Raw genomic sequence first — 17,760 nt, forward strand, 5'->3', positions numbered from 1 at the left:
GACGCCCAAAGGAGAAGCTATGGAATTCCACAATGCTCCCGTGAGCCTTTTCGAGGTGAGCTGGGAAGTCTGCAACAAGGTCGGGGGCATCTACTCCGTCGTCAGCAGCAAGGCCCTCCAGGCCGTGGAGACCTTCGGGGAGGATTATTTCCTCCTCGGTCCCATGCTCCAGCACAATGCGGGATTTGAAGAGACGGACGAGCATATCTGGGATTCCGTGCGCTCGGCGCTCGCGGCGCGCAATCTCAAGTGCAGCCTGGGCCGCTGGAACATCCCGGGCAGGCCCAAGGCCATCCTGGTGAATTTCGACCAGCGCTACGGCAGCAACCAGCTCCTCTACGAACTCTGGAAGAGCTTCGGCGTGGATTCCCTGTCCGGCGGCTGGGACTATGTGGAACCCGTCATGTTCGCCACGGCCTGCGGCGAAGTCATCGCGGCCATCCACGAATGCCTCGTCCAGCCCACGGGCGGCCGCTCCGTGGCCCTCTTCCATGAATGGATGTGCGGCGCGGGCCTGCTCAGCCTGAAAAAGAACGCGCCCTCCATCGGCACGGTCTTCACCACGCACGCCACCATGCTCGGCCGCGCGCTTGCCGGCACCGGGCGGGACATCTACTCCAACCTCAGAAGCATCAACCCCGCCCAGGAGGCGGCGGCCCAGAACATCACGGCCAAGTGGTCCATGGAAAGCGCCTCGGCGCGCGAGGCCGACGCCTTCACCACGGTAAGCCCCATCACGGGCGAGGAGTCCACGGTCTTTCTCGGCCGCTCGCCGGACGTCATCACGGTCAACGGCCTGGACATGCGGGTCATCCCCGACTTTTCCGAAAAACGCCAGGAACCCCTGGAACACCGCGCCCGGGTCATGGCCGCGGCCAACCGCTTCCTGCGGACAGAGCTTTCGCCCTCCACGCGCATTTTCGCCATCTCCGGCCGCTACGAGATGCACAACAAGGGCATCGACATCTTCCTCGACGCGCTGGCCCGCGCGGACAAGAACCTGCGCGGCACGGACGCCTCCATCCTCGCCCTCTGCCTGGTCATGGGCGGGCACACGGGCGTCAACCCGGCGGCCATCTCCGGCGACCCCGCCGCCACGGACAACGGGCAGCCCTTCATCTGCAGCCATCACGCCTGGAACGCGCCGCAGGACCCCATCATCAACGCCTGCCGCCGTCTCGGCCTCAACAACCAGCCGGAAAGCCACGTCAAGGTCATCTTCGTGCCCGCCATGCTGGACGGGCACGACGGCTTTTTCAACATGCCCTATGAGGATGTCATCTCCGCCTGCGACATGGGCTTCTTCCCCTCCTGGTACGAGCCTTGGGGCTATACCCCGCAGGAATGCGCGGCCTGGGCCGTGCCCACGCTCACCACGGACCTTTCCGGCTTCGGCATGTGGGCGCGCGACGCCCAGAAAGGCAGCGAGGAGACGAGCGGCGTCGCCGTCATGCCCCGGCGCGGCATGAACTTCGACCAGAGCGCGGAGATCCTGCACAACTATGTGCTCAAGGCCGCCACCATGGACCCGGAGACGCTCGCCACCCTGCGGAGGAGCGCCCGGGATGTGGCCCAACTCACCTCCTGGAGCCACTTTTTCGCCAATTATCTCGAGGCGTTCCGCATCGCCCTGGAAAAGGCCGCGGCCCGCACCGAGCTGGAGAACGAGGAGCGCGAGGGCATGAACCGGGTGCTCCAGGCCTCCTCCTCGGTGACGCCCTTCCTGCGGCCCATTCTCGCCGTCGCCGAGCTGCCGCCCGAACTGGCGCGCCTGCGCGAACTTTCCAACAACCTCTGGTGGTGCTGGAACGACAAGGCCAAGGCGCTCTTCATGACCCTCAACCCGCAGATGTGGGACAAGTGCCACAACCCCATCCAGGTGCTGGGCCAGGCGGATTCGGAACGGCTGGAGAGCCTGCTCGCCAACGAGGAGTATCTGCGCCTCTACGGCGAGGTCATGGCCGAATTCGACGCCTACATGGCCGAGCCGCTGCGTGACATCGACGAGCATGTCACGGCCGCGCACCCCGTGGCCTATTTCTCCACCGAATACGGCATCAACGAGTCCGTGCCCATCTATTCCGGCGGCCTGGGCGTGCTTTCCGGCGACCACCTCAAGAGCGCCTCGGACATGGCGGTGCCGCTCTTCGGCATCGGCCTGCTCTACAAGAACGGCTATTTCAAGCAGGAGATCGACGAAAATGGCCGTCAGGTGGCGGTCTATCCCCTGAACAACTTCGCCCAGCTGCCCGTGAGCCAGGTCACGGACGCCAACAACGAACCGCTTTTCGTCCAGCTGGAGCTGCCGGGCCGCATCCTCTACGCGCGCATCTGGCAGATGAAAGTGGGCCGCGTCACGCTCTACCTCATGGATACGGACACTTCCCGCAACAGCGAGGAAGACCGCAAGATCACCGACAGGCTCTATGAGGCCAACCGCGAGATCCGCCTGCTCCAGGAAATGCTCCTCGGCATGGGCGGCGTGCGCCTCATCCGCACCCTGGGGCTGGAGCCGCATGTCTATCACATGAACGAAGGGCATTCGGCCTTTCTCGTCATCGAGCGGCTGCTCGAATGCATGGGTCAGGGCATGAGCTATGACGAGGCCACGGTGCGCGTGCGCTCCAATACCGTTTTCACCACGCACACGCCGGTGCCGGCAGGCAACGAGTCGTTCTCCCTCGACCTCGTGGGCCGCTATTTCGGTCAGTTCGCCACCAAGCTCGGACTCGACTGGACCCAGTTCGTCCAGCTGGGCCAGATGGAGGGGGGCAACGCCCACAACTTCGAAATGACGGTCCTGGCCCTGCGCCTCTCCTCCTGGGCCAACGGCGTGAGCCGCCTGCACGGCGAGGTCTCGCGCCATATGTGGAACAAACTCTGGAAGAGCCTGCCCCTGGCGGAAACGCCCATCACCTATGTGACCAACGGCGTGCACACGCCCTCCTATGTGGGCACGCAGATGCACGAACTGCTCACGCAATATCTGGGCGAGGGCTGGCTCCAGGCCGGGCCGGATTCGCCCATCTGGGCCAGGGTGGACGACATCCCGGACGATATCTACTGGGCCGCGCGCATGACCCAGAAGGAAGAACTGCTGAACGCGCTGCGCGCGGGCATCCCGGCCTACGCGCAGAAATTCCGCCTGAACCGCGCCGAGCGCGCCCTCATGGAAAGCGCCCTCAAGCCCGGCACCCTCTTCATCGGTTTCGCGCGACGTTTCGCGCCCTACAAGCGCGCCACGCTGCTCTTTTCCGACCCGGACCGCCTCGCCAGGATCATCAACGACCCCGAGCGCCCGGTGGCCTTTGTCTTTGCGGGCAAGTCGCATCCGGCGGACGAGGCGGGCATCAATATCCTTCAGGAAGTCATCAAAATGAGCCGCGACGAGCGCTTCCTCGGCAAGATCTTCTTCATGGAGGATTACAGCCTCGCGGTCTCGCGCCTGCTCTCGCAGGGCTGCGACGTGTGGCTGAACACGCCGCGCCGTCCGCATGAGGCCTCCGGCACCAGCGGCATGAAGCTCCCGGTCAACGGCGGCATCAACCTGAGCATTTCCGACGGCTGGTGGTGCGAGGGCTACAACCGCCAGAACGGCTGGACCATCGGCCCGGTGGTCAGTCTGGAACTGCCCACCGAAGAGCAGAACGACTACTCCGACGCGGAAGCCCTCTACACCCTGCTGGAGAACGCCGTGCTGCCGCTCTATCACGAGCAGAACAGCGCGGGGCTGCCCGCCAGCTGGATCGCCATGTCCAAGCGTTCGCTCAAGAGCCTCACCGCCATGTACAGCAGCAACCGCATGGTCCGCGACTATGTGGAGGCGGCGTACTGCCCGGCCGCCGGGCGCCGGGACGAACTGGCGGAGAACAACTGGGAGCTGTGCCGCGAACTCGCCGCCTGGCGCGAAGACCTGGCCGTGCGCTTCGGCACCATGAAGCTGGAGGAGATCATCCTCAGCGGCGCGGACGGCAACACCATGTTCTGCGGCGAACCGGTCAATGTGCGCCTGCGCCTGACCCCCGGCGAAATGAAGCCGGAGGAGATCCTCGTCCAGCTCGTCATCGGCAGGACCTTTGCCAACGGCAATTTCCGCGACACGCCGGATGTCCTGCGGCTGGAGCCGCGCGCCAACGGCAATGGCATCATCTACTCGGCCACCTATATCCCCCGGCGCAACGGCGCCTATCGCTATGGCATCAGGGTCATGCCCGTGCACAGGGGCCTGAGTTCCCCGCTGGCGACGGGTCTCGTGCTCTGGGGCTAGCTGGCCCGGCTTCCGCCGGACCTCTGGAACCGACGCCCCTCCCCCCCCCGGGGGAGGGGCGTTTTTGCCGCGCGGCGTCCCCGGCGAAAGGGTCCGGCAGGCATGCCGCCTTGACTTGCTCTCGCCTCCACTCTACAGTTAAAATTCCGGTCGAGCGCAGCGGACATCCCGCCCTTCGGCCGCGCGCCGGGCATCTTCCGGCCGCGCCCGAAAGGCGCCGCCACGCGCGGCAAATCCAAAGGGAAAGGTGGCATCATGGCTAATACAGTCATCATCGGCGCGCAATGGGGCGACGAAGGCAAGGGCAAGATCGTTGACATGCTCAGCGCCCGCAGCCAGGTCATCGTGCGCTTTCAGGGCGGCAACAATGCCGGGCATACCATCAGGGTCGGCAACGAGGAGACCATCCTCCATCTCGTCCCCTCCGGCATCCTCCATCCCGGCGCCTTGTGCCTGGTGGGCAACGGCGTGGTGCTCGACCCCGAGGTGTTCCTGCACGAAACGGACGAGCTGGCCGCCCGCGGCGTCGATGTCTCGCCCGGCCGCCTTGCCGTGAGCAAGAAGGCGCACCTTATCCTGCCCTACCACAAAAGCCTGGACAAGGCGCGCGAGGCCAAGCGCGCGGGGCACAAGATCGGCACCACCGGCCGGGGCATCGGTCCCTGTTACGAGGACAAGGCCGCGCGCGTGGGTCTGCGCGCGGGCGACCTGGCCGACCCGGATCTTGTGCGCGCCAAGGTGCGCCACGCGCTGCTGGAAAAAAACGTGCTGCTCCGCGAGCTGTACAAGTTCGAGCCGCTGGACCCGGACGCCGTCAGCGACGCCCTGCTCGCCCTGGCCCCGCGCCTGCTGCCCTATGTGCAGGATACGGACGCAAGGCTCCATGCCGCCATGGATGCCGGCGCCGATGTGCTCTTCGAGGGGGCGCAGGGCATCCATCTCGACATCGACCACGGCACCTATCCCTTTGTGACCTCGTCCAACACCGTGGCCGGCAATGCCGCCGCCGGCAGCGCCGTGGCGCCGTCCGCCCTGGAGCGCGTGGTGGGCGTCATCAAGGCCTACACCACCCGCGTGGGTTCAGGACCCTTCCCCACCGAGCTTCTGGACGATGCGGGCAGTTACCTGCGTACCAACGGCCACGAGTTCGGGGCCACCACGGGGCGCCCGCGCCGCTGCGGCTGGTTCGACGCGGTGGTGGCGCGCGAAAGCGTGCGCCTCAACGGCATCACGGACCTGGCGCTCACCAAGCTGGATGTCCTCCAGAACCTGCCTGTCCTCAGGATCTGCGTGGCCTATGAACTGGACGGCAAGACGCTGGACTACCTGCCGCAGGAGGAAGGCGCCCTTGGACGCGTGACGCCCGTCTATGAGGAAGTCCCGGGCTTTGAGGAGGATATTTCCGGCTGCCGTGATTTCGCCGAACTGCCGGACACGGTGCGCGCCTATGTGGAGCGTCTGGAGGAACTCGCCGGGGCGCGGATCTCCTTCGTCTCCGTGGGGCCTGGCCGGGAACAGACCATCGAGCGCTGACCGGCGTTCCGCGCCGTCCCGCGGCGCCGCCCGACGTCATGGACGCAGTCGACAGCCTTCTTCCGGCCATCACGGGCGAGGAGTTTGCCCGCCTGCGCGGCATTCTCGACCGTCTGGCGCTCACCCCGCCCCAGACCCTGCTGCTGGAGGGCGGCACGGAAGCCTCGCGCCAGGATCTGGCGCGTTACTGGGCCGCGGCCTGCAACTGCCCGCAGGCGCTCGCCGCGGCCGACCGGGGACAGCCCGCGGCCCCCTGCCTTGCCTGCCCGGTCTGCGGGCAGATCGCCGCCGGAGAGCATCTTGACGTCCTGGCCTTTGACGGCCGCATCGCCAACCGCGAGGACGAGGAAAACCCCGGCCCGGTGCTGGCCTTCAACATGCGCCGCGCCCGCGAACTCAAGAGCCGCCTGCGCGACGCGCCGCACGGCGCGGGCCGTCGCGTCGTCCTGCTCATGGGGCTTTCGCCCAGCCGGGACGAAGCCGCCAACGCCCTGCTCAAAGCCCTGGAAGAGCCTCTCCCGCACACGGTCTTCGTGCTGCTGGCGCCGCAACGCGAGCAACTGCTGCCCACGCTGGTCTCCCGCGCCTTCTGCCTCACACTGCCCTGGCCCGACAGCCCCGCCGCCGACCCGGCGCTGGCCGCCTGGGAAACGACGCTGGCGGACTTTTTGCGTACCGGCCAGGGCTTGCTCGAAAAGACCGCCGCCAGGGGCGGCCTGGACGCGGCACTGGCGGGCAGGCTCCTTCTGGGCTGCCAGAGGGCGCTCCTCCGCGTCCTGTCCCAGAGGACCCCGGAAGGCCCGCTGGATGCGGCCCTGGCGCCGTTCAGCCCCGCGGCTGACCACGGAACGCGGCACCGCGGGGCGCCGACGTCCCCGGAGGCGCGCGCGGCCCTGTGCGGCCGCTGGCTCGACGAGGCCCAGGAAATGCTCCGCTACGGCGTGGCGCCGGCCCGCGTCATGGAGGCCTTCGCCAGCCGGCTCTTTGTGCTCCTGCGGGAAGGGACGGCCGAAAACGGGGCATGACCGGCCGCGCGCCGCCTCACAGCCCGAGCAGGGACTCCACGGCGGCCATGTCCAGACTGGCGGCCACCACATCCGCCACCCTGTCCAGCTCCGGCCCAAGCTCCCAGGCGATCCCGTCCATGGCGGGCAGTCCGGCTTCCCGGCGCAGGCGCCCGAGCAGCGCATGGCGGAAGGCGTCGCTGTCGAACACGCCATGCAGGTAACTGCCCCAGACGCGCGCGCTGCCGGCGGCATCGACCCTGCCCCAGCCCAGCGCCCCGCCCGCCGCGTCCCGCATGATCACATGCGCGCCGCCGCCGCTGAGCACACTGCGGCCATGGTGGATCTCATACCCGGCCACCGGCAGGGGCGCCCCGCCCAGGGAGGACAGCGCCGTCCCCACTGTCCTTCGCAGGGTCTTGGCCGCCGCAAGCTCCGTGACGAGCGGCAGCAGCCCCAGCCCCCCGACGCTGCCGCCGGCTTCCAGCGCCAGCGGATCGTCAATGCGCTCGCCCAGAAGTTGCAGGCCGCCGCAGATGCCGACCACGGCGCCGCGCCCCCCGGCAAGACAACCCAGGGCATGGGCGCGCAGGGCCTCCGCCAGGCCGGAGGCCCGCAGGAAGCGCATATCTTCGATGCTGTTGCGGCTGCCGGGCAAAATGACGAGTGCCGGCGCGCCCAGCTCCCCAGGCCGCCGCACCACGCGCAGGCGAAGCCCGGGTTCGGCGCGCAGGGCGTCGCAATCCGTGGCATTGCTGATATGCGGCAGATCGATGAGCGCCACATCCAGCATGCCGGAGGCCCTGTCCGCCGTTCCGCCGGCAAGGCCGGGGGTCCGGCCCAGCTTGAAGCCGACGGAATCTTCCTCCGGCAGCCGCAGGTCGGGGATCATGGGAATGACGCCGAAAAACGGACGCCGCGTGCGGCGGCTCACCGCCTCCATGGCGGGCGCGAGCAGGCTCGCGTCCCCCCGGAAGCGATTGAGCGCGAACCCCGCCACCCGCGCGCGATCCGCGCGCCCCAGCAGGCTCATGGTGCCCGCCAGGGCGGCAAAGGCACCGCCCCTGTCGATGTCCGCCACCAGCAGGACCGCCGCGCCCGCCTGCGCCGCCATACGCATATTGACGATGTCATGCGGCCGGAGATTGATCTCCGCCGGGCTGCCCGCGCCCTCCAGCACCATGGCGTCCCTGCCGGCGGCAAGCTCCGCATAGGCGCGGCGCACCGCCTTCCAGGCCGCAGGCTTGTAGGCGAGGTACTCGCGCACGCGCATCATGCCCACGGGCTTGCCAAGCACGATGACCTGCGAGCCGTGGTCGGAAGTGGGCTTGAGCAGGACGGGATTCATGCGCGCATCCGGCTCCAGGCCGCAGGCCGCCGCCTGAAGGGCCTGCGCGCGGCCCATTTCCTCGCCGCGCAGAGTGACGAAGGAATTGAGCGCCATGTTCTGCGCCTTGAACGGCGCCACCCGAAGCCCGCGCCGCGTCAGGAGACGGCAGAGCGCGGCCGCGATCAGGCTCTTGCCCGCATCCGAGCAGGTGCCCTGTACCATGAGGGCCGGGACGCGGCTCCCGGAACGCGCGTCAGTCATGGACCCGTGCCGGGGAGACGCGCGCCCCATCCCGGGCGGCCGGCCGGAGCGCCAGGCGCGGCCGACCGTCCGCGCGGAAGAGCGGAAAGGAAAGGGAAACGGAGCGCACGCCCGGGCAGGCTCCTATTTCACGCTTTGGGCAAGCACGTCCAGCATAAGGGCATCCGGCTGCCGCTTGCAGGCATCCAGAAAGGCATCCAGGCTTTCATTGCTCTCGAGGACTGAGCCGGACCCGCCGCTCTTGCCCCGCTGGTACCCGTCCAGCCAGATGACGAAGCCGCTGCCGTCCTCCTCGTTGGCCGCATAGTCCTTGCAGGTGGTCTTGTCCGCGCGCCACGGCCCCTCATTGGCAACGACCCTGTTCTTGCGCGCCTTTTCCCAGAGCGGGAGGACCTTTTCCGCCGGAGCGGCCTGGCAGGTATCGTACACTTCCTGGATCAGCGGCGCCATGAGGGCCGGATCGGCCACGGGCGCCCCCGCCCGGGCCGCCGCATACCCGTCCAGCTGCAGGCCCTCGAACAGCGGAGGCTCGCCGGAAACGGTGGAGGCCACCAGTTCCGCGCAGATATAGGTGGCGGGATCGATCTTTTCGTCGGCCGCCACGGCATTTCCGGCAAGCAGCAGGGCGCAGCAGCACAGCAACAGCGTTTTCCGCATGGGAGTCTCCTGAAAAAGGGGGTACGGCATGCACCGCGCCCCTCAAAAAATGTGATGGGTCCGGACAGGATCGGACCGGCGCCCTTCCCGGGGGCAGGACCGGGCATTGCCACGCCGGGCCACGCCGAACCGCGCCGAACCGCGCCGGGCCGGACCCGGCCGGACCCGGCCGGCCCAGAACGAGCAAACATCCGGGAAAGCGCCGCGCCCGCATCTGCCCGCGCGAAAGAGCCGAAGGTCTCTCCCCGGGAATGCCGCCGGAATTTCCGGGCCGCTTCAGGTTCCGGACGATGCCGATGGCCCTGCGCTGGCGCCTGAGTATACGGTCAACCGCCATGATGGTCAAAGGCCGCGGGAGGCATTGGCGTGGCCGGGATCTGTCCAGCGCCGCCATACACCGTCAACGGAGTCCGGCCGCGATTGCGTTGCCACGCGAAGCGCGGCGCACGCAACCGGAGAGCAACGCGGCGTGTATTTTGACAGGTTCGGCACTTCCCACTCAGGAGAAAATGTCCAGACGCCAGACGTTTTTTCCGCCATTTTTGGCGGAATACAAGGCTTTATCCGCTACCTGATAATACTCCATATAGCTATGCCTGACAGTCTGACTCAGGCCTATGCCAATACTGGCGCGTATTTGGAAAGGCAAATCCTTTTGTGCATCAAGCGTTTCAAAAATTCGTTCGCAGATATTCTTAATAAAGTCCGTACCATTCCCGTGCACAAATGCTCCAAACTCATCGCCACCCAGTCGAAAAACAATGTCATTGTTCCGAAACACATTTCTGAGGATCTTTCCAAATACCTGCAATGTACTGTCTCCGACAGCATGCCCATATGTATCATTGATGCCCTTGAAGTCATCCAGATCAAAAAGAAACAGGGCTTTGGAATTTTCTTCAGCGCAAATATCGTTTATCATGGCAATCGCGGTTTTTCTATTATACAGCCCTGTCAATCCGTCTCTGGATGCTTCATTTTCAAGCCTGTGTCGATGTGCGACTTCCTGATCGATATTATGCGCCAACACGAGAATATATCTTTTCTTGAACACCTCGTTAAAATATGTTGTAAATATCAATTTATACCATTGAAAATTGCCCTCGTTCCCGGTCAGATTCAAGGCAAATTCTCCCGTAATTTCACTCTCCCTCCTATCTTCATGTAACGATGAAAAAATATTTTCCATATCCGGCAAGTCCTTCTCCTGAAGGACCCCGTATTCGACGAGACTCCCGGGAACATTCTCCACCCGAAGCGGCAGGTTGCTTATGCGGGGGAGAATGTCATTATCATTGATAAGAGTTTTCTCATCAACATCATAAAAGAACATATAATCTATGGCGTTTTTCAATACGATTTCCATACAACGCCGGGCATCCTCAAGCTCCCGCTGGATATATATCCTGCCTGATACATTCGTAATGATGCAAGCACAGTAGCCGTACGCGATCTGGTAGCAGCTTATCTCAAGGTATCTCCCTATCTCAGGACTGTAATCCTTGAGCGTCTGGGCTACGCCATTGCATGCTGTATCCCAGTACGGAAGCAGCCATTTCCTGTCGCCATCAGGAAAAAGATCTTTATAAAAAGATGCGCCGAGCAATCTTTCAAGTTGGACATTTTCCAGTTTTGCCAATGCCTCATTGGCATAGACAAACGTAAAGTCGACGGGATTGTTTGTTTCGTCAACTTCAAGATGGATAATGGCAACAGCGGCTGACATCCTGTCCAGACACGCCGCCAGGAAGCCATCGCTCCCCCCGGAACAAGGACACTTCGGCATACTGTTTTCAGGAAAATGACAAGGCATGGAGACTCCTGCTCACCAGGGGAAAATGTTCATAAAACATCGGTGCTCTTTTCCATTTCATACCAGCGAATGGTCCATCACTCTCCAACACAACTCCTCGCAAAAGATCCCTATATCTCATATACCGCGTCGCGCGCAACAGCAGCAGTTGTGATGCGGAGGGGAAACCCGCGGCGCTCCCCGGTCCACCATAGGGGGGAGACATCTGCGCGTTCCGTCCCGCTGGTGGGGCGCTTCCGGCGTGCGCCCGACCGATCCGGCCTTCGCCTAGTGTCTACTTGCAAAAGTAGACACTACAAAACCCGTAAGGGTTTTGCGGCGGCATAGCCGCCGTGAGTGAGCGAAAAACCACGCTTTTTCGCGAACGATCCTGCAAAAATTCTGCGCGGAATTTTTGCAAGTAGACACTAGCGGGACCGCACATTTCCGGGATGGATGGTCGAAGCACCCGCGGATACACGCACCCCCGCCCACCGTATCCGCCGGAGAGCGCCGAAGGTCTTTCCTGAAGGAATGCGCCCCAGATGCCGGACAGCCTGATGGCCGGCACCAAGTTTTGATCATACGGTCAACAGCCATGACGGTCAAAGATTTTTGGCAGCTTTCGCGTGATCGCAACGGGTCCGCATCCTCCAGTGTCCAGAGCAGTTTGCTGAGGAAAATCTCTGCCGTACAGCTATTTTTCTCGGCTTTCCCCGTGGGCCGGCCGCCGAAAACGCAAGGGGCGCGCCCCTGCGGACGCGCCCCCCGGCTTGTGTGTACGCTGCTCCGAACGCTTAGGCGTTCTTCATTTCCTGGATGAGGCTGTTCAGCTTGTTGGCCTGGTTGGCAAGGTCGGCCACTGCCTGATTGGCGCCGGCCATGGCCTCGGCGGTCAGGCGGGACATGTCGTTGACCTCGATGATGGAGCGGTTGATCTCTTCGCTGGCGGCGGACTGTTCCTCGCTGGCGGCGGCAATGGCCTGCACCTGGTCGGACGTGGCTTCCACCGTGGCGACGATCTCTTCCAGCGCCGTGCCGGACTGATTGGCGAGCGAGGTGGCTTCGCTGATGCGCTGCACCGCGTTGTCCACGGCGCCCATGCTCTTGTCCGTGCTCTCCTGGATGGCGCGGATGGCATTGCTGACATCCTGCGTGGAGGCCATGGTCTTTTCCGCGAGCTTGCGGACTTCATCGGCCACCACGGCGAACCCGCGGCCGGCCTCACCCGCGCGGGCCGCTTCAATGGCCGCATTGAGCGCGAGCAGGTTGGTCTGGTCGGCGATGTCCGAAATGACGCCCATGATGCGGCTGATGTCCTGGGCGCGCTCGTTGAGCTGGACCATGTCTTCCTTGAGCTGGAGCGAGACTTCGTGCACTTCGCCGATGCTCTGGACGACCTGCTGGACCACATGCTCGCCGGCCTCGGCCTTGGCCTTGGTATCCGTGGAGGCGCTGGAGGCGGACCCGGCGTTGCGGGCCACTTCCTGCACGGTGGCGTTCATCTCGTTCATGGCCGTGGCGGCTTCCTGGAGACGCTGGGCGGATTCGGAGGCGCCGTGGTCGGACTGCTCGATCTGGGCGGACAGTTCCGTGGACGCGGAGGAGATGATCTCCACCATGCCCTCGAGCTGGCCGGCGGCGGCGAGCATGCCTTCACGCTTGGCGCTCTCGGCCTTGCGGGCGGCCTCTTCGGCGCGGGCCATGGCGGCCTTGGCCTCTTCGGTGGCCTTGGCGGCCTGCTCGGACTTGGCATTGGCCTCGGCGATGTTCTGCTTGAGCGCGGCCACCATGGAGCGCAGGGCGTCGGCGAGCTTGCCGGTCTCGTCCGTGGTGTGGACATCAAGCTCATTGTCCATCTGGCCGGCGGCCACATCCTGGGCGAAGACCTGGGTGGTGGCGAGCGGCTTGACGATCATGCGCGTGATGGTGATGGACACGATGACGCCGAGCACAAGCACGATGATGAGCATGATGGTGACCACCGTGGTGGAGGCCGAAAGGCTGCTGGCCGCGTCCGTGACCACCTGATTGGTGTTCTTGGTGGTCAGCTCCACCATGGCGGTGGCGTTGGCGAACATGGTGCGGAACTGCGCGTAGCGCGTCTTGCCCGCCTCGGCGAGGTCGCGCTGCACGGTGGCAAGTTCGTCGGCCTCGCGCGAGAACTCGTTGTATTCCTTCATGGTCTCGGCAAAGAGGTCGCGGCACTCCTGGCGCAGCAGATTGCCGGCAATGGCCTGGGACTTCTTGCTGATGCCGGGCAGGCGCTGCTGGATCTCCGCGAACAGGGCCACGTCGCTGTTGCGCTCGGCCGCGAGCAGTTCCCTGAACACGGTGCTCGCATCGGTGTACATGGTGGCCGCATCGACGATATTCTGCGAATACTGGGTGGCCGCGCTCGAGTTGCCGGACTGGATGAAGCCGCGCTGGGTCTCGCCCATGGTCTTGATGAGCACGGCGATCTTGGCGAGCGCCTCGTTGCCGCTGCTCATCATCTTGACCACCAGCGCCTCGGCGCGCTCGTTGAGGGCCTGGTTCTTGCGGATCAGATCCTCGTAGATGACGATGTTCTTTTCCGCCCTCTCAAGAGCCTTGGTCGTGTTCTCGAAATGGATAACGCTGTTGATCTGCTTGAGCGCGGCCAGCTTTTCCTTGTACAGCTTGAGGTAGTCAAAGGTCTGCTTGATGTTGGCTTCGTCGCTGTTTTCAAAATAGGCGCGCGCGTAATAGGCCGCGTTGAGCAGATCGTTCTGGAGATCCATCCAGTTGATGAGCCGGGGCATGCGGTCGTTGGCGATAGTTTCCGAAACCTCGGTGCCCTCGCTCATGCCGCGGATGGCAACAAAACCCAGGACCATCGTCAAAAAGATTACGGCACAAAATCCCCCGCCGATTTTCTTGCCTATACTCATTACCAGCCTCCCATGCCTTCATTTCCTGCCGCCCCGGCAATCGGGCAGCGTTCCTGCCAGTTCCCGCGCGGCGCTGCCGGGTCTGCCCCGGCAGACCTGCCATAAGAACACCGCCCGCCGGGCTTCCATTGCCTGCTCTATCGGCCATGGCGCGCAAAAGATTAGGCTTGCGCTCCATGACCGGCCCATACGCTACAAAAATCTGTCGTCCCGTTCCAGATGGCCGCGCACATAATCTTCCACGCCCGCCTCCAGCGGCGTGAAACGCAGCGGGCAGCCCGCGCGGGCCAGCCAGCCCATGTCCGCCCGGGTATAGGCCTGATACCTGCCCCGCAGGGTGACGGGCATATCCACATAGTCGATGACCGGCTCGCGCCCCAGGGCCACGAACACGGCCCGCACAAGATCGTTGAAGCTGCGCGCCTCGCCCGTGCCCGCGTTGCGGATGCCGTTGACGTGCGGATGCTCCAGCAGCCACGCCAGAAGCCGGACGCAGTCCTTCACATAGACGAAATCGCGCTTCTGTTCGCCGTCGGGCACCGCCGGGTCCTCCGAACGGAAGAGTGCCATGCGCCCGCTCTCGCGGATGCGGCCGTGGGTCTTGAAAACGACGCTCGCCATGTCGCCCTTGTGGTACTCGTTGGGCCCGTACACATTGAAAAACTTCAGGCTCGCCACCGCGTCTTCCAGACGCTCGCGCTGGAGCCAGAGGTCGAGGAGCTGCTTGGAATAGCCATACATGTTCAGGGGCCGCAGGCGCGGAACAAGGGCCGGATCGTCGCTGAAGCCCAGCGAACCGTCGCCGTAGGTGGCGGCGGAACTGGCGTTGATGACGCGCGCCCCCTTGTCGAGCGCATATCGGCAGACATCGCGGCTGTAATGGAAATTGTTTTCCATCAGAAAGTCCGCGTTCGTCTCGGTGGTGGAGGAGCAGGCCCCGAGGTGGATCAGGCCGTCCAGCTTCCAGGGCAGGGCGTCACGGCGCACAAGGTCGAGAAAAACCTCCTTGTGCAGGTAGTCCGCATACCTGCGCTTGACGAGATTGCGCCACTTGGGGCTGCTGCCGAGATCGTCCACCACGACGATGTCGTCAAGGCCCTGTCCGTTCAGCTGCCAGAGGAGCGCGCTCCCCAGGAAACCGGCGCCGCCGGTGATCACATACATGCCGCCTCCACGCCGAAGGATGCCCGGCGCTGATGCCCGCGCGGACTCCGGCAGAAAAGGGAACTCGGCTCCCGGATACTGCTCCGGGAGATGCTAGCGCAAAGCTCCGGCGCCCTCAAGCCCCATACGGGTCCGCGCTGGACAGCGACGACGATTTGCCGCATAGTCGGAGCATGGCGCGGGGCGCCATGCCAAAGCCCCGCGCCCATCCGGGCCGCGCCGTCCCGGACGCGGTCCAAGACAAGGAGACTTCCATGCTTCGCACGCATATATCCCACGCCACGCCGCCCGCGCGGGAGCGGCTCCGCGCGCCCGCAGCCCTGCTCAGGATGGCCGTTCCCGGCATCCTGGCAGGTTTTCTGTTTTTCTTCCCCTCCGGAGTGGTCCTGGCCGCTCCCGGCGCCCACATGCCGGACCACCGGGCCGCCGCGCCCGGCCATGCGCCGCGCCACGCCACGGCGGACGACCGCTTCGCCGCCATGGACAAGGACGGCGACGGCCGGGTGGTGCTGGAGGAATTCCGCACCGCCAACCCCGGCATGTCCGAACGCGCCTTCGTCGTCATCGACAGCAACGGAGACGGCGGCATCGAGCGCGCCGAGTGGGCCACCTTCCTCCAGGGGCATGCGGCGGGCATGCGGCCCGGGGGCATGGAGGGCGGCATGAACGCCCCCGAGCACGCCCCGCGCATGAACAATATGCCCGGCGATCCCATGATCCCGCCGCCGGACAGCGCGGACCTGCCCCTCATGCGCCCGCCCAGTGGCGACTGAGCGCCGTCCGCTCCCCGACCTTCCTTTCCCGCCGCCCCCGGACACGCCACCCGGGGACGCGCGGGAAGCTGAGGAACGGGAGCGCGCGCCTTTCCGCCGGGAGCCTCCCGCGTCCGCCGGGAACCGCCGCACCGCGCATCGCGGCGGCCGCACGCATGCAGCCGGAGTGCCGGGAAGCCTCGCCCAGCCGGACTTTCTGCCCATGAGCGCCGCCGAGCTGGACGCGCTGGGCTGGAACGGCCTTGACGTCCTGCTCGTCAGCGGCGATGCCTATGTGGACCACCCCGCCTTTGGCTGCGCCCTGCTCGGCCGCTGGCTCGTGAGCCGGGGCTTTCGCACGGGCCTCGTGTGCCAGCCACGCCGGGACGTTCCCGACGACCTGCTCGTCATGGGCCGGCCCCGGCTGTTCGCGGGCATCAGCGCGGGCGCGCTGGATTCCATGCTCGCCCACTACACGGCCTTTCGCAAAAAACGCCATGACGACGCCTATACGCCGGGAGGCCGCGCGGGCAGGCGCCCCAACCGCGCCTGTCTGGTGTACGCCAATCTCGCCCGCCGCGCCTTTCCCGGCCTGCCGCTCGTCCTGGGCGGCATCGAGTCCTCCCTGCGCCGGGCCACCCATTACGATTTCTGGACCGACGCCCTGCGCCGCCCCCTGCTGATGGACGCCAAGGCCGATCTGCTCGTCTGGGGCATGGGCGAACGCGCCATCCTGGCCTGCGCGCAGCGGCTGGAGCGCGCCGCCGCGCAAAACGCCGATGCCCGCGCCGTGGAAGGCGCCGCCCTGAAGGGCATCCCCGGCACGGCATGGTGCGAACGCATGGACGCGGACGGAAAACCGGACCCCGACGACGCCGCCCTGCGGGAAACTCTGGCGCGGGGTCCACTCCTGCGTTTTCCCTCCCATGCGGACATCTGCGCGGACGCCGACCAGCTGCTCCGGCTGGCCCTGCTCATGGAGCGCCATGTCCACCAGGGCGACGCCTGGGCCTTCCAGCCCGTGGACGCCCGCTGCATGGTCTTTGCGCCGCCGGCCGCGCCGCTCGCCACGGAAGAGATGGACGAACTCCACGGCCTGCCCTTCCGGCGGGCGGCCCATCCGTCCTACAGCGAACCCATCCCGGCGGCGGAGATGCTTGCCACGAGCATCACGAGCCACCGGGGCTGCGGCGGCGGCTGCGCCTTCTGCTCCATCGCCCTGCATCAGGGGCGGCGCGTCAGCTCGCGTTCGCAGGGGTCCATCCTGGCGGAGGCCGCCGCCCTGGCGCGCGCCCATGCGGGCAGGACGACGCGGCGCGGCGGGAGCGGCCTCGCCATTTCCGACGTGGGCGGTCCCACCGCCAACATGTGGCAGGCGCACTGCGCGCTGGAGGCGGCCCCGGGCCGGCCGCCCTGCCGCCGCACGAGCTGCTGCTTCCCGTCGCCGTGCCCCTCCTTCATCACGCCGCAACGCCGCCATGTGGGCCTGTTGCGCGCCGTGGCCGCCCTGCCCGGCATCTCGCGGGTGCGCGTGGCGAGCGGCGTGCGCCCCGACCTCGCCCTGCGGGAGCCTGCGGCCCTGGCGGCCTATGCCGCCGAGTTCACCGGCGGCCAGCTCAAAGTGGCGCCCGAACACTGCCAGCCCGCGGTGCTCGAGCGCATGCGCAAACCGGGCATGGCGGCGCTGGACGCCTTTCTTGAGGTCTTTGCCCGCGCCAGCCGTGAGGCCGGGCGCGAGCAGTATGTGATCCCCTACCTCATGAGCGGCTACCCCGGCTGCACGGACGACGACATGCGCGCCCTCGCTGCCTGGCTGGAACGCAGGGGCTGGAACCCGCGCCAGACGCAATGCTTCATCCCCACGCCCGGAACGGTGGCTACGGCCATGTTCTACTGCGGCAAGGACGAGTCCGGGGAACCGATCGCCGTCGCCCGGAGCGATGCGGCCCGTCTGCGGCAGCACGGCATCCTCATGGGCCGCACCGGCACCCGGAAGGCGAAACGGGGCGCGCCCGGGCGCGCCCCGGGACCCGCGCCGTCCCCGCCCCGCAACCGGCGCCCGCCGCGCCGTCAGGAAAGGAACTGACC

The 17,760-nt window shown here is 65.9% G+C and carries 10 protein-coding genes; 5 read left to right on the top strand and 5 right to left on the bottom strand.

Annotated elements, in window-relative coordinates; translation table 11 throughout:
• Window positions 1-19: 19 nt before the first annotated feature.
• The 3 genes from glgP to QZ294_RS09480 all read left to right on the top strand — a co-directional run bounded on the left by glgP (window position 20) and on the right by QZ294_RS09480 (window position 6,825).
• Window positions 20-4,267: an alpha-glucan family phosphorylase gene (gene glgP, locus QZ294_RS09470; RefSeq protein ID WP_297049432.1), complete on the top strand. Its 4,248-nt coding sequence runs from the start codon at window positions 20-22 to the stop codon at window positions 4,265-4,267.
• Window positions 4,268-4,522: 255 nt separating this feature from the next.
• The gene (locus QZ294_RS09475) at window positions 4,523-5,800 is read left to right on the top strand and encodes an adenylosuccinate synthase (RefSeq protein WP_297049435.1); all 1,278 of its coding nucleotides are present in this window, start codon (window positions 4,523-4,525) and stop codon (window positions 5,798-5,800) included.
• A 38-nt stretch (window positions 5,801-5,838) separates the two neighbouring features.
• Window positions 5,839-6,825: a DNA polymerase III subunit delta' gene (locus QZ294_RS09480; RefSeq protein ID WP_297049438.1), complete on the top strand. Its 987-nt coding sequence runs from the start codon at window positions 5,839-5,841 to the stop codon at window positions 6,823-6,825.
• 16 nt (window positions 6,826-6,841) lie between these two features.
• Here the strand turns inward: QZ294_RS09480 and QZ294_RS09485 are convergent, their stop codons facing one another.
• The 5 genes from QZ294_RS09485 to rfaD form a co-directional block, all read right to left on the bottom strand.
• Window positions 6,842-8,395 (bottom strand): cobyric acid synthase, encoded by a 1,554-nt coding sequence (locus QZ294_RS09485; protein WP_297049441.1) that lies wholly within the window; start codon window positions 8,393-8,395, stop codon window positions 6,842-6,844.
• Between the two features lie 123 nt (window positions 8,396-8,518).
• Entirely contained in the window at window positions 8,519-9,052 is a 534-nt protein-coding gene (locus tag QZ294_RS09490) for a hypothetical protein (protein ID WP_297049444.1), read from the bottom strand.
• A 499-nt stretch (window positions 9,053-9,551) separates the two neighbouring features.
• On the bottom strand, window positions 9,552-10,865 hold the full coding sequence (locus QZ294_RS09495) for a sensor domain-containing diguanylate cyclase (RefSeq protein ID WP_297049450.1): 1,314 nt from the start codon (window positions 10,863-10,865) through the stop codon (window positions 9,552-9,554).
• Between the two features lie 776 nt (window positions 10,866-11,641).
• Window positions 11,642-13,756, bottom strand: a complete 2,115-nt coding sequence (locus QZ294_RS09500) for a methyl-accepting chemotaxis protein (protein ID WP_297049453.1) — start codon at window positions 13,754-13,756, stop codon at window positions 11,642-11,644.
• A 192-nt stretch (window positions 13,757-13,948) separates the two neighbouring features.
• Entirely contained in the window at window positions 13,949-14,920 is a 972-nt protein-coding gene (gene rfaD, locus QZ294_RS09505; protein WP_297049456.1) for an ADP-glyceromanno-heptose 6-epimerase, read from the bottom strand.
• Window positions 14,921-15,174: 254 nt separating this feature from the next.
• On the opposite strand from rfaD, the gene QZ294_RS09510 reads away from it, so the two are divergent.
• A complete protein-coding gene (locus QZ294_RS09510) occupies window positions 15,175-15,693 on the top strand; it encodes an EF-hand domain-containing protein (protein ID WP_297049460.1) in 519 nt (172 codons plus the stop codon).
• A 202-nt stretch (window positions 15,694-15,895) separates the two neighbouring features.
• Complete coding sequence (locus tag QZ294_RS09515) at window positions 15,896-17,758, top strand: YgiQ family radical SAM protein (RefSeq protein WP_297049463.1); 1,863 nt, start codon at window positions 15,896-15,898, stop codon at window positions 17,756-17,758.
• The last annotated feature ends 2 nt before the right edge of the window (window positions 17,759-17,760 follow it).

This window comes from uncultured Desulfovibrio sp. (genome assembly GCF_910584445.1).
GTDB lineage: Bacteria > Desulfobacterota > Desulfovibrionia > Desulfovibrionales > Desulfovibrionaceae > Desulfovibrio.